This is a genomic window from Mucilaginibacter gossypiicola, assembly GCF_900110105.1.
Lineage (GTDB): Bacteria > Bacteroidota > Bacteroidia > Sphingobacteriales > Sphingobacteriaceae > Mucilaginibacter > Mucilaginibacter gossypiicola.
The window spans coordinates 253,924-268,375 of the sequence record NZ_FOCL01000001.1 but is presented as its reverse complement, the minus strand read 5'-3'; the positions used below and the strand labels follow the sequence as shown (position 1 = coordinate 268,375).

Here is a 14,452-nt window from a genome sequence, read left to right as displayed (position 1 = left end):
CACAAAAAAATCGCTGCCCTGTTAAGACAGCGATTTTAAAACATACAATTGTTTTGATATTATAGTTGATCTTAGAATTAATGACGATCTTTACTTATTTTTTAATCATCATCTTCATCTTTCCCTGCCAGCTTAGCGGGATAGGCTTTTTTCCCTTTAGCAGCAAACCACAGTATCCTGTTCATCACGTCATCATTTCCCCCATCAATATGATCGTATTCGGGCCTTGATGATAATTTCGCAAAATGTAATGCAGGTCCTTTTAGTGAAGAAAAAGGCGCACTGATTTTATTGAGCGGCACTTTATTTTTTAAACTGGTATAAGTGTAAGGAGATGGTTTACTGGTAAAGCAATCAAACATGGGCAATGCGGTTGCGTCAATGATGTTCATTGGTGGTAAACCCAATATTTGTTCAATGGAACGTACGATACAGGTCTGATTATAATTTTTGCTTACTTTATGCTGTAACCTGCTATAAGGACTAATCACAAAGCCTGTAGTGCGATATGCCGATACGTGATCCCATCCCGCCTGCGAGTCATCTTCAGTAACAAATATTACCGTATTTTTCCAGAAACGGCTTTTTGAAATTGCTTCTACAATACGGCCAAGCGCCAGGTCATTATCGGCCACCATAGCATCGGGAGTTGGGAAACCGGGGCGGGTACCTACGGTATGATCGGCCGACAGGGCCATGATCATCAGTTGCGGCAATTGATCCCCCGGCTTTTGCTCATATTCATGTAACTCTTTGATAAAAGCTGTTGCTCTTAATTGCTCATTGATCTTATGTTCATCAGAACCTGGAAAATTCTGCGACAGCATTGGTCTCACCCGCGAAATAGTGCTGGTGTTTTTAAATGCAAAAGGCTTACCTGCTGTATAGTTGTTATAAATATCGCTCCAGCTTAATTTATCATCAAAATGCACGGCACAAGCTTCACCATAAATCCTTACTGTTTTACCATGATCGGCAGCGTTATTCCAGATAAAACCGTTGCCATCGTAAACAAGTGCATCTTCCTGCACATGCGGATAACTCCTAAACCAGGAGCGTACGCTTTTTTCAACGTAATCTGTAACCATGGCTGCATCGGTCCACTGGTGTCCTTCGGCCGAACACTTGCCTGAGGCATAATAATTATCAAGCAACAAAAAATTGCGCGCTATATTATGTTGATTTGGAGTGACACTATCGCCGTAAATACAAAGCGATTTATTACCATTTCCTTCAGGCATATCACCTAAAACCTGGTCGTATGTACGGTTCTCTTTGATGATATACAGTACATGGTTAAAAACCGATGGCTCACCGATACGCTCTGGCATTGGTTTAGGCACAATGTTTTTACGGGGCAGTAACTGCGCTATCTGCTGACGGAAGCTGAGGTTCAGGTCCTGAACTTTTTGGGTGTACTGCTTCAATAAATTATCATCGGGGAAACTAATTATTGATACAGTTGCCTTTAAATGGTGCGAGTTATAGGCAGTAACGTCAGCACCGGATGGCAAATCGCCTTTTAAATTATCCTTACCTATCTCATCTGTGCTTATCCTTGAGCCCTCGCCTTCCAGATTGGTCACAAACAGATTGTTACCATCTACAGCCAGGCCGCCGGGATATGCTTCTGTTGGAATGAAACCTTTCACTTCATCATTGCCGGTTCCTTTAAGCGACGTTTTGCTTCCCAACTTTACTACGGCAACCGCATTATCCAAACCATTAGCGACATACAATATAGTACCATCGGCATTAACAGCCAAAGCATTGGGCGAATCACCGATATAGCTTTTTTTGCCCGGATTTAACTTAACATCAATAGCAGCAATATTTTGCAGTGAATTGGTTGAAATTACCGATACCATGTCACTGTTACCATTCGCCACATAAACGAATGCTTCATCGGCACTGTTAACGATAGCATTCGGATGCAGGCCAACTGTAATTTCTTTAATCAAATCGCCTTTAGCTAAATCCATAACCATTACGGTACCCTGCACCGTTGCTCCGGTTTTGGGATCAATATAGGCCTTGCCATATGGAACGCCGGCTGTTTCACGTTTCAATGTATCAATAGCCTGTGGCCCGGCCCAATTGGTTAAGAATATTTTGTTTTTTGCGATAGTAATTCCATATGGAGCAACACCGGTTGATTTTGTCCAAACGGTTTTATTATCAGCTAAATTAATCTTGACCAGTTGGTTATTTCCGTTTAACACTACGTACAGATAATTTATGCCGTTTTCTTTGTTGATGGCCAGATCATTAGGTAACGCCAGTGGCGATTCGCCTTCAGCTCTAAAACTAAATGTATTTTGGATGCTGATATTACCTTCTTTCCATACCGCCTGAAAAACGTACGATTTGGAATCTTTGCCTTTGCCGGCGGCAGCACTCCAGTAGATTTGGGTTTGATTGTCGATATTAACCACTTTAAGGCCAGAGTAAGTACTTGTAAGGCCGCGATAGCGTGCGTCTTGTTTGTAGGTCCACCGGGCGGCCACTTTTTTTGCGGTAGTATCAATTATGGTCATGCCGTACCTGTCTTCAACAGCGATAAACCTGGTACCCGGGATTAGTCTTACATCCATGCTGTGGTTTTCATCAGCAGCATCGCCAAATGAAATTACTATCCCGGCCGGATCGATAATTCGGTTATAAGGCATCAAAACCGGCAATATATGGCGGTTAAGTGTACTGTCATCATAAGCACTATGCATATTAACCTGTTCATTGTCGGAAGTTTGTTTATTACCCGAAACAGTATGACAAGCATAAAAACAAAAAGAGAGTGCTAAAATAAATAGATACAATAAGACCTTTGGATATTTCATAGTACTAAGCTAAACGGCTAAATTATGACAGATTGATTTACTAAAGGTAAATAATTGATGAAGAATATAATTGTTACAGAGTAAGGGAAAATGCACCGGCAATTATCCTCATTACCATAATTGTTATGATATTTACCGGCTAACACATCAAAGCAAGAGTGATCAGGATAATCAGCTATCAGGAAGGCGAAAGCAATCATAATATCATCATCAAAGGCGCAAGCGTTGCCGACCTTAGCGAAAGTGTTATTGCTGCCCATGCTGCTGTAAGCATTTATTTTGACTCGCACAGCTACAGGCAAATACTGGCCAAGCACCTTGAAATTAACCAGGGCGCATTTACCAATCAATCAGGCACGGTAGCTTTTCCCGAAGTAATTGTTACCAGTCATGAAGGGCAGCTAGCCCTATCATGCGGATGCCATGCTACAGGTAATAAACTATGCGAACACCAGGCCCAGGTATTATCAGCCATAATACAAAGAGATGAGTTTAGGGTGTTTTTTGATGCCGAACTAAGACATAAAAAGCTAAAAAAGACAGCGGCCGATTACGGATTGGAAGAAGAGCCAGATCTCGATAGTTTTTTTGAGCTGAGATCATCATCTAAAAGCTTTGAGATAACCCCACGCTCAATTGCATTAACTGCCATTACCAAAGAGAGCCTTGCCAGTTTACAAAATATCATTATCAATGATAAAGCCGAACCGATTGAGCAACCCGGAGATATAGCGGATAAAGTAACTTGTATCGTGCTAAAACAACATAAATATTATAAGTATTTATTTGTTGAACTGTACCTTGCACAAAGCACTAAAGACGGAAAGATCAAGAACCCGTTGTTGCCAATAGCTCCTTTAGACCTCATTTGGGAAACCAACGACGCACAACAACTCAAATTTTTTACCGGAATACATAAGTTTCAAAACCATATTAACAAAGAGAAAACGATTGCAGATATCGCAGCGCTGAAGGCCATTGTTAAAAACCCACTGGCTTATGGTTTTTATGCTCATGACAACAATATTTCAGAAAAGGTTAGTGCGGGTTCGATAAACCCGGTTCCGGTTAAAAGTTTAAGGAGCAACCTGGAACTGAAAGTAAATACATGGGATGAGTTTTATGAGATAACCGGCATTTTTAATATAGATGGCCTGCTGTATGATGTAAAAGATCTTGATATCAAATACACCTATTTTATCAGCACCGGCAATGTGCTTTACCTGGTTGAAAGCTTGCAGGTATTGAATGTTATTGAACTGCTGAAAAAGAAGCAAGGCAGCCTGCAGGTACATAAAAGCAAATTCGGCGAGTTAAAATCGCACCTTCTAAACAAGCTGGAAAACAAGCTTTATATCGATTATACTTACATTAAACCAGCCACACAGGAGCAAATAAAAAAAGAGGGATTTGATCAACCCGCCGAAAAGATCATTTACCTGTCAGATTTTGGTGCTCATGTGATGATCATCCCGGTGATGCGTTATGGAGAGGCCGAGATCCCCATCCGCACGCAAAGGCAAATTTATGGTACCGACGAAAAAGGCAACCAGTTTTTAGTTAAACGGCGAGATGACGAAGAAATAGCATTTACAGCCCTACTTGTAAAACAACATCTTTATTTTAATGAGCAGTTGGATAACGACCTTGATTACTTTTACCTGCATAAAAGGCATTTTTTGGATGAAGAGTGGTTTTTAAATGTATTTAATGAGTGGCTTAGTCACAACATCGAAATACTTGGCTTTAACGAACTGGAGGGCAATAAGCTAAACCCGCATAAAGTAAAGATAACCATCAACGTAGTAAGTGGCATTAATTGGTTCAACACAGTAATCGATTTAAAATTCGGCAAAAAAAGGGCTTCATTAAAACAGGTACACCAGGCTGTAAAAAACAAAAGTAAATACATACGGCTTGATGATGGCACACAGGGAATTTTACCCGCCGAATGGATAGAAAAATTCACACACTATTTTAATTCGGGCGAAATTTCAGACGATGATACGTTGCACACCTCAAAAAGTAACTATACTGCCATACAGCAATATTATGATGAAGAAATGCTTGACGAGGATGTGCGAAATGAGCTTGCCATATACAATAAAAAGCTAACCAGTACTGAAGTTATTGATGAAGTACCTGTACCTGCCGGACTAAATGGAACACTACGTGCCTATCAGCGCCAGGGATTGAACTGGCTCAACTTTTTGGATAATCTTAATTTCGGCGGCTGCCTGGCAGATGATATGGGTTTGGGTAAAAGCATCCAGGTTATTGCTTTTATCCTTTTGCAGCGCAGTAAAACTGAGACCAATACCAACCTCATTGTGGTACCCACTTCGCTCCTGTTCAACTGGCAGCAGGAGGTTCAAAAATTTGCACCGTCTATCAAAGTTCATACTATTTATGGTGCCGAGCGGCTTAAACATACCAAACACCTGCATCAGCATGAAATTGTGCTTACCTCCTATGGTACACTATTGTCAGATATTAATTTCTTAAAAGATTTTAATTTCAATTATGTATTCCTTGATGAATCACAGAATATAAAAAATCCCGAGTCGCAGCGTTACAAGGCCGTCAGGCTCCTGAAATCGCGCAATAAAATTACCATAACAGGTACCCCTGTCGAAAACAACACGTTCGATTTGTATGGCCAGCTTTCATTCGCTTGCCCGGGTTTATTGGGAAGCAAACAGTACTTTAAAGATATCTACGCCGTCCCTATCGATAAATTTAAAGGAAGTAAACGTGCAGCCGAACTGCAGGCTAAGGTAAAACCATTTGTACTCAGACGCACTAAACAGCAGGTTGCTGCAGAACTGCCAGAAAAAACCGAAATGGTTTTGTACTGTGAAATGAAGCAGGAACAGCGCCATATTTACGACTCCTACGAGAAGGAATTCAGAGAATATATTTCGGCTACAACCAATGAGGAGCTAAAAAAGAGCTCTATGAACGTATTAAAGGGGCTTAATAAACTCAGACAGATCTGTGATTCGCCTATGCTATTAAAGGGCGAAAAAATGCCGGGCGATGCCTCGACTAAACTGGATATGCTGATGGAAGAAATTGAAAGTAAAAAGCATCAGCATAAAATCCTCATCTTTTCGCAATTTGTATCTATGCTTGACCTGATCCGCAAGGAATTGAGCGCTCGTGATATCCGCTTCTCCTACCTAACCGGTCAAACCCGCAAACGGGAACAGGCGGTTAATGAGTTTCAAAATGATCCCGGCATCAGGGTTTTTCTGATTAGCCTGAAGGCCGGCGGTACCGGACTCAATTTAACAGAAGCCGACTATGTGTACCTTGTTGACCCCTGGTGGAACCCAGCTGTCGAAAATCAGGCCATAGACCGTTGTCACCGTATAGGCCAGGATAAAAAAATTGTGGCCGTAAGGCTTATTTGCCCCGGTACTATTGAAGAAAAGATCATGGTAATGCAGCAATCAAAAAAGGATATAGCCAACACCCTCATCAAGCCAGACAGCACTATCACAAGTTCGCTTTCAAAAGATGATCTGCTTGATTTATTGAATTAGCCTCACCGCAGCAACAATCTATCTACAATAAATTGCTATTAAGCTCTTGATTTTCGTAATAAAGGCAGCACTAAAAAAGTCACAAGACAATGAGCAACCAACGACAGACCAAAAGTAAATACCAGGATATATGATCTCTTCATCCATGTATTAAAATAATCAAGAAAGCCTGATTGGTTGGTGCCACTATATAATACTGCCAATGCAAAAACGGATAATCCGGTAAGCCATAAAGTTAAGTGCGAATAAAAATATCGAGGCGAGATCAAACTTGCATTTGAAAACGAAGTAAATAACAAAACTACGTGAGCAATAAACAGGATAACGGCAATTGAAATAAGGATATAAAGCATATTAAATATTTAATTTTTGAAGATAATACTTAGACTAATACAACCCAAAGTTTTAAGCTATAATTTTTCAATTTAATAGCATACCAGGCCCAATCGTTATTCAATTGGATCGGGCAGTGCGGGTTTGGATGGGTCATATACAGCTACGGCCACCCGCGAATCGGCACAGCCGTAGTACATAAACCATTTCTTTTTAAAGTAAACCATCCCTTCAATAAAAACGGTGCCGTTTATATATTGTCCGCTTTTCTCAAAAGCTTCCATTGGTCTAAGGAAAGGAATATCAAGTCGTGTTTTAAATTTAGATGGATCTTTTGCATCAAATAAAGCTTGCCCTGCACAATACGAATTGGCATTGAACCGCTTATCTCTACCTTCCGCTGGTTTGTTTTTACCGTTATAAAACAGGATCACACCATTTTTAGTCATTAACGCCGGCGGGCCACATTCAGTAAGGTCGCTGTCAAAATAGCCGTCACGCGGCGACATAAGCTCTTTCAGCTCTCCCTTTTGGTCAATCACCGGTGCCCAGTCAACTAAGTTTGTCGATGTTGCTGCGTATACATGGTGTTCGCCCCAATACAACCAGTATTTTCCATGTGTTTTAATAATTACCTGTTTGCCGTTAACCACCTGGGTTAATATAGAGGCTGATTTACTGGCGATATTAAAAAACTTACCATGATAGGCTGCCTCGAATATTGGCCCGTGTTTTTTCCAGTGGATCAGGTCTTTTGAAGTAGCGACGCCCAATCTTGGTAAATCCCGGTTCCATTCGGTGTAAAAAATAACATAAGTACCATCAGGCGTAACTGCTACACGCGGGTCTTCACAACCGCCAGGCCACTCGTATTTTTTGGCGATATCGTTATTCGGGTAAAGTACAGGTGTTTTTCTTCGGTTAAAGTGAATCCCGTCATTGCTTTCGGCATAGCCAACACGCGAGGTGCGAAAGCCAATGCCTATACCATACAAATCCTCGGCCCGGTACAGCACTACTATTTTATTGCTTTTTATAGTTGCCGCGGGATTGAAAGTATCATTAGCCTCCCATTGAACCTGTTTATTACTCATGGGGTCAAGGAAGCGAGACGCAGTATCCGGCGATATGATCGGGTTAATATTTGCCGGCCGTACAAACCCGCCAAATGCCCACGACGGCAACTTGTTAACAGTTGACTGGCCATAGCAAACATGAGCAAACAAAAAAGAAAATATAATGTACCCTCTTCGTAAAAAACTTATCATGGTAAATGATTTATGGTTATGGTTTATAGCATGGAGTCATGCGCTTGATATCTTTTATATCCTGCACAATAATCGCTGAAAACAAAGCAGATATCAATTATAATCGCTTCAAAAATAGTAAATTTATATCCTGTTATAAACCAATTACCCATCCTGTAAAGGGGTAAAATTTTAGGCCAATGAGAAAACTTCTTTTACTCGCATTTATATTTTTTGTATCACAGGTAAGTGCTCAAACAGCTACGCCCCGGCAACAGTTTCCGGGACTATTTGAGGCAGTTCAAACCTCAACCATTTTTCCGGATAATAAGACCTTTGTTGATGCCGTACCGAAGCAGAATCCTGTACTGATCATGAAAGCTTATAATGAGCAGAAAGATAAGCCCGGCTTTAGCCTGCAGGCATTTGTTTTGGCAAATTTCAATGTTCCTGTATCGCACAACAACTTTCAAACCGATATATCCGCGGGTATTCGCAAGCATATTGATACCTTATGGCAGGTATTGCAGCGACGTCCGGATGAAGCTAAGCCTTTTTCATCGGCCCTTGCATTACCTAATCCATACATTGTACCCGGTGGCAGGTTCAGGGAAATTTATTATTGGGACTCGTATTTTACCATGCTCGGTCTGCAGGAAAGCCACCAGGTGAAGGTGATCCACAATATGGTCGAAAACTTTGCTTACCTGATTGATAAATATGGTTTTATCCCTAACGGTAATCGCAGCTATTACCTCACTCGTTCGCAGCCGCCATTTTTTGCCATGATGGTTAACCTGCTGGCGAAATTGGAGGGCGAGAAAGTACTGGTGCACTTCAGACCACAATTAATCAAAGAATACGAATACTGGATGTATGGCTGGGAAGCCGTAAAGGCAAATCAAGCCACACATCGGGTTGTACGAATGGCCGACGGTGAATTATTAAACCGTTATTGGGATGAAAGCGATGAACCGCGTGAAGAATCATATATAAAAGACGTTGATGCCGCCAAGGAGAGCAAACAACCATCGGCCCAGTTTTATCGAAATATCCGTGCGGCTGCAGCTTCAGGCTGGGATTTCAGTACGCGCTGGTTTGATGCATCGGGTAAGCTACCAACTATACAAACCACAGATATTATCCCGGTTGATCTAAATTGCCTGCTGTATAATTTGGAAATAACCATTGCCCGCAGCCTAAATCAACTCCCAAATGCCAAGCTGGCCAAAATGTACCGGTACAGGGCAAACAGCCGGAAAAATGCAATCCTTAAATATTGCTGGAACCAGAAAACAGGCTGGTTTGATGATTATAACTGGAAGCAGAAACAGCAATCAGCTATTGAAACGCTTGCCGGTGAATTTCCGCTCGAATTTAAAATTGCCAGCGATGAGCAGGCCCGTTTAGTGGCCGATGGACTGAAAAGCAACTTCCTGAAACCCGGCGGCCTGGTTACCACGCCAAATTTTTCGGGCCAACAGTGGGATGCACCCAATGGCTGGGCACCATTGCAATATATGGCTGTAGACGGACTCGAAAAATACAATTACAACACACTGGCCAAAGAAATTGCCACTCGTTGGCTTAAACTCAATATCAGGGTGTTTAAACAAACCGGTAAATTACTGGAAAAATATAATGTGGTTGATACCCAATTAACTGCCGGCGGCGGGGAATATCCACTACAGGATGGCTTTGGTTGGACAAATGGTGTGCTGCTACATTTGGTTAACAGATACCATATCGATACCGATCAGTTGGAAAAGACGCCGGCGGAAGTGCAGAATTGATGCGTTAACCCCGAATTATGTCATTGCGAGGAGGAACGACGAAGCAATCGCACAGGAGTATGGCGGCTCTGTAAAGCATGCGATTGCCACGCTGCGCTCGCAATGACATAGTTATCGAAGACCACCTTCATTTTACTTTATCGTATAAGTAGCCTTATTCATTCCTACGCCGGTAATTTTTAATGATTTCCAGTTAGCGGGCAGCTTGCTTTTAACCTGTACAATACCGGCTGGTGTAATATCCAAACCACCAAAGCCCATCAGCAAACTTTGAATAATGCCCCCTGCTCCTGTTGCAAAATATGGATTGGTTCCGCCTTTAGTTTCGGCAATTACCCGGAAGGGCGGATTGAGATTAGGCTCGTAAGCGTCTTTAAAAAAATGCAGGGCTTTTTCTCCATTACCTAAACGTGAATATAACAGCGCAAAAACGGCCTGGGTCATGGCCGGGGTGCCCTCGTTGGGTACACGGGTTTCATAATATTCAAGATCCTTTTTTATCTGGGCTGGGTCGGTTATTGTTTTAAGCGGATAAGCCAACAGGTTAACATCGGCCTGTTTAATCCCCTCGCCATTGTAGGATGCATGTTCGCGGGTAACCCCATTATCCAACTTCAGAATAGGGATATTTTGAGCAACATTTACCCAATCGGCGTCTGCCTTTTCTCCTAAAATTTTAGCAGCAGCTGTGGCATTTAAAAGGTTTGCTTTTGCGGCGGCATTGGTGAATGCGTTGTTATCAATATTTTCGGCCCATTCATCAGCCGCAACTACGTTTTTAATATCGTAATGACCGGCCCCGTTGCGTTCAACACGGCTTGCCCAGAAATCGGCAGTTGCCGAAAGTATAGGCCAGCCTTTTTCTTTCAACCATTGCTTATCCTGGGTAACGCAATAATAATTCCAGGCAGCAAGTGCCACACAAGCTGTAATATGATGCTCAAATGGGCCGCTTAATGCCCAAATAGGTGTTTCCTCTACCCCGCTGTCGGCGCTTTCCCATGGAAACATAGCCCCTTTATAACCATGCGAAAACGCATTTTTTCGAGCGGCGTCCAACCGTTCAAACCTATATTCAACCATTGATTTTGCAATTTCGGGATGCAAAACCAGCATTGCCGGATACATCCAAACATCGCAATCCCAAAAAACATGACCGTTATAACCTAAACCCGAAAGCCCCATTGGTGAGGGCGAATAAGCCGAGCCTGCTCTTGAGAACGAGTACAAATGGTACAGCATGCTATGGATATCCTGCTGCGATTGGTCGTCACCTTCAATTTGGATATCACTTGTCCATAGATCGTCCCAGGCTTTATTATGAAATTTGATTAGCCTGTCGCGGCCTTCCAGTTTAGCAAAAATAGTAAGGCGCTCTGCTTCATTCAGCGGATCGGCGTGGTGGGCCGAAGTTATAGATGAACCTGTAACAGCATAGTTATAAGTTTGTCCGGCAGCTATCGCTTTGCTGAATTTCATCAGGTGCATGTTATTATCCCACATTTCGTGAATAATACGGGGCTCCTGGCCATGCGGTTCGCTAAATAAAAACGACGTAGACGCACATAGCTGCATTTTACCAGTAGGGCTTTTTGCTGTCGAAGTAAGTAAACTAATGGTTACATGCGGCCGGTCAATTTCATTATAGTAATTCTGAACCTCTTTAAGCGCATCGGGCGCTTCCATTACACTTGCCGAAGTGATGCTGATAGCTTGCTTTGCTGTCACAGAAACATCCATCAAAACCGTAAATGGTAATTGACGAAGAGAATAGTAAGTGTATTTTATCGTTGCTTTGTCTGCATAATCAAACGTGGTGGTGAATGCTGCATGCTGCATATCCAATTCCTGTTTAAAATTGCTGATGTTTTTGGCATCGATGCGTTTACCATCAATTTCCAGGTACATGTTAAGCAGGTTAAAACTGTTCAGGAAATTACTTACCCGCCCCCGGCCGTACAAGTCATAAGCGCCCGCCAATACAACGTTCTTAACCTTGAAGGGCTCGGGTGCAGATACTATCCCGATCATCCCGTTAGCTACTGTAATACCATAGTAATTGGCCGGATCAATTTTGTCAGCTTTAATTTTCCAAAGGTCTATGTTTTGTGCCCCTGCCAACACGGGTGTCAGTAAAGCGACAAACAGACTAAACTTAAATATCCTATTCAAAATCAGTATTTTAAATTAAATAATTAAAATGCTACTTAACTTTCAATTGTAATTTTTTTATAACCAGCTGTCCTATTTCAGCTCCTTGTTTAGTACCTATGATACAGGCATTCTTAAAATGAATCCCCCCCATTACCCTTGACATAGAGGCTGATTTTGCTGCCTCGCGAAATGACTTAAAAGATAGCGGGGCAATTCCGAACTCCATTTCTGATGAATCTGTATAAGCAAAATCATCACCAATACGATCGGTAAGCACTTCTGCAGCCGCTGAAGAAATCACGGCGTGACCGCTGCTGTACTCAGGGAATGGCGGTGTTTGGATATAAGGACGCCAATCGGCATCAATATACTTGGTAATTATAGTTTCAGGCCTTACATAATTTGAACGATATTTAAGATACCAGCAATTGATAAAGCCATCGAACAGTGCAATTGAGGTTTCGGTATAAACGCTAACTGTAGTACCAAAATCAAACTTTTTGCCACGTGTGCCTATAGCGGTTATATTCATCCAATGCCCTCCCGGCGAAAACTTTTTGGTTGCAAACGACGCATGGCCAACCACATTGAGTTTAAAAGCATTGTCATCCCAAAAATCGGCCTGATGTTTTTCTTCTTTGGTTAAACTGTCAACTATTTGTTTAACCTCAAGGGCTTGCTTATAAAAAGGGCTATTGTGATCTTTAACATTAAACACCGGCGGATTGGGTGGGATAAACTGAGCTGTTGAATCCAGCACCATCGGCCTGATCTCGCCCCAATGTGCCTCAAGGGCCTGAGCATACATAGGCGGAGTTGGGATCCAGCGGCCATCCTGCTGTTTCACAGTATATTTACTTGCCGAACGTGTTTGTGCATAGTGATCGCCTTTGCTCCACTTCAATATAAATTTAGCCACTTTACCGGCATAATTTACAGAGCCTTCAAACAAATCCGACGGCATACCTGCATCTTTAGCTTTCTTTTTAAGTTCGTCAACATATTGATCCATACTTCCTTCAGGAAATGTTACTGCGTTGCCAACGGTACAAAAGGCAAGCAGTGAGGCAAACTGATAATCAACAGCAGTATCTTTTGGTGCTTTAGGTACGGCAGGAAGGTGTTTTATTTGCCCGGATAAGGATTTAAAATGTTCCGGATCGCCGGAAGCAATAACTTCATATGCAGCGATATTGGCGTATACATAATTACGGGAAGCTGTTACAGGCGGAAAGTTATTTTCAAGTACGATGTCATTTAACTTTTTAACGGTTTGGCGGTAAAGTTCGGGATCGTGGATTACTTTTTTATAATCGGCTTTTTTACAGGATGCAAACAAAAATAACCCTCCGGCAAGGCAAAGTAAAAAGTATCTCATAAGTTATAAATAGGTTAAAAGCCAGGCATATCTATAGGGAGAATGCTATCAGCTTTTTTAATTGCTCAACAGCCAATATAAGCTTTTTTTTCTAACAGAAGCGCGTAATTGTGTTTGTTTTTTTATGAAACATGCACTTTTTTCATGTTCACAAAAATGTATTTTTTGGCATCCAAATACATTACAAATGATACAATATCATTAAATTTATCATCCCTTATATCCGTGTTTTATAAACCCATGAAGAAGAAAGTTCTTATTATTTTATTATTGATAGTTGTCGTTTTCTGTTTTATCCCATCCAAAATAAAATTCAATTATGATATAACTATTGAGGCCTCAGATGCTGTTACTTCAAAATTTTTAACTAATCAAAACAATTGGGATAAATGGTGGCCCGGAACTAAAATAAGTGCCACACGTTATCGCTACAACGATATTGATTTCACTATCGATAAACTAATCAATAGCGGCGCCCAACTTACGCTTCGAAGAGGCAAATTGAACCTTAACTGTACAGTTAATTACCTGCTGATCAATGAAGGTGAAGTTAAAATTACCTGGAGCGTCATCAAAAAAAATGGCGCAGGAAGCATTCCTCCCGTAATTGACAACTTCAAATTATCCGGGATTGAAAAACAAATAACGGCGATTTCAAAACATCTAAAGTATTTTTTAGAGGATGAAAAAAATGCCTATGGTTACAAAATATATTTAAAAGCAGCGCAAGACACCGTTTTAATTACCTCAACCAAACTATCAAATACCTTTCCTTCAATTTCTGATATTTACACCACAATTGGCGATCTAAAGAAACAAGCAAATGATAAAGGGGTAAAGGAAACTAATTGCCCAATGATGAACATAACAATGATCAATGAAAAACAATACCAGGTAACTATTGCCATCCCGATCAATAAGAAAGTAGTTCCATCAGCAACCACAGCTATAAAATATATACCCGGAGGAGCTAACTTGTTAGTAGCCGATGTAAAAGGCGGATCAAGTACTGTAAAGGATGCTTTGGCGCAGATGAAAATATATTTGAAAGACCACCGTCTGGTATCTCCGGCAATGCCATTCGAATCGCTAATAACAGACCGCTCTGCCGAAAAAGACACTGCTAAATGGATAACAAAAGTATATTATCCCATTTTTTAAT

General features: G+C 41.4%; 8 protein-coding genes. 3 read left to right on the top strand and 5 right to left on the bottom strand.

Annotation, left to right across the window (positions count from 1 at the left end; genetic code table 11):
* Window positions 1-101: 101 nt before the first annotated feature.
* Window positions 102-2,837, bottom strand: a complete 2,736-nt coding sequence (locus BMX50_RS00930) for a bifunctional YncE family protein/alkaline phosphatase family protein (RefSeq protein ID WP_091206352.1) — start codon at window positions 2,835-2,837, stop codon at window positions 102-104.
* A 158-nt stretch (window positions 2,838-2,995) separates the two neighbouring features.
* On the opposite strand from BMX50_RS00930, the gene BMX50_RS00925 reads away from it, so the two are divergent.
* Entirely contained in the window at window positions 2,996-6,385 is a 3,390-nt protein-coding gene (locus BMX50_RS00925; protein WP_244280798.1) for a DEAD/DEAH box helicase, read from the top strand.
* Window positions 6,386-6,423: 38 nt separating this feature from the next.
* Here BMX50_RS00925 and BMX50_RS00920 read toward each other — a convergent pair whose 3' ends face one another.
* A complete protein-coding gene (locus BMX50_RS00920) occupies window positions 6,424-6,738 on the bottom strand; it encodes a hypothetical protein (protein ID WP_091206350.1) in 315 nt (104 codons plus the stop codon).
* Between the two features lie 96 nt (window positions 6,739-6,834).
* Entirely contained in the window at window positions 6,835-7,986 is a 1,152-nt protein-coding gene (locus BMX50_RS00915) for a glycoside hydrolase family 130 protein (RefSeq protein WP_091206347.1), read from the bottom strand.
* Window positions 7,987-8,165: 179 nt separating this feature from the next.
* Here BMX50_RS00915 and treA point away from each other — a divergent pair, with 179 nt between their 5' ends.
* On the top strand, window positions 8,166-9,758 hold the full coding sequence (gene treA / locus BMX50_RS00910; protein ID WP_091206345.1) for an alpha,alpha-trehalase TreA: 1,593 nt from the start codon (window positions 8,166-8,168) through the stop codon (window positions 9,756-9,758).
* A gap of 132 nt (window positions 9,759-9,890) precedes the next feature.
* On the opposite strand, the gene BMX50_RS00905 is transcribed toward treA, so the two are convergent.
* Window positions 9,891-11,930 (bottom strand): kojibiose hydrolase, encoded by a 2,040-nt coding sequence (locus BMX50_RS00905; protein WP_244280797.1) that lies wholly within the window; start codon window positions 11,928-11,930, stop codon window positions 9,891-9,893.
* Between the two features lie 31 nt (window positions 11,931-11,961).
* Entirely contained in the window at window positions 11,962-13,290 is a 1,329-nt protein-coding gene (locus tag BMX50_RS00900) for a vanadium-dependent haloperoxidase (RefSeq protein WP_091206342.1), read from the bottom strand.
* A gap of 240 nt (window positions 13,291-13,530) precedes the next feature.
* Between BMX50_RS00900 and BMX50_RS00895 the strand changes: the two genes are divergently transcribed.
* Window positions 13,531-14,451, top strand: a complete 921-nt coding sequence (locus tag BMX50_RS00895; RefSeq protein WP_143065056.1) for a GyrI-like domain-containing protein — start codon at window positions 13,531-13,533, stop codon at window positions 14,449-14,451.
* Window position 14,452: the final 1 nt, after the last annotated feature.

Excerpts from the sequence above, each read along its gene's own strand:
- BMX50_RS00900 (WP_091206342.1), bottom strand. The coding sequence starts at position 13,290 with ATGAGATACTTTTTACTTTGCCTTGCCGGAGGGTTATTTTTGTTTGCA.
- treA (WP_091206345.1), top strand. The coding sequence starts at position 8,166 with ATGAGAAAACTTCTTTTACTCGCATTTATATTTTTTGTATCACAGGTA.
- BMX50_RS00930 (WP_091206352.1), bottom strand. The coding sequence starts at position 2,837 with ATGAAATATCCAAAGGTCTTATTGTATCTATTTATTTTAGCACTCTCT.
- BMX50_RS00895 (WP_143065056.1), top strand. The coding sequence starts at position 13,531 with ATGAAGAAGAAAGTTCTTATTATTTTATTATTGATAGTTGTCGTTTTC.
- BMX50_RS00920 (WP_091206350.1), bottom strand. The coding sequence starts at position 6,738 with ATGCTTTATATCCTTATTTCAATTGCCGTTATCCTGTTTATTGCTCAC.
- BMX50_RS00915 (WP_091206347.1), bottom strand. The coding sequence starts at position 7,986 with ATGATAAGTTTTTTACGAAGAGGGTACATTATATTTTCTTTTTTGTTT.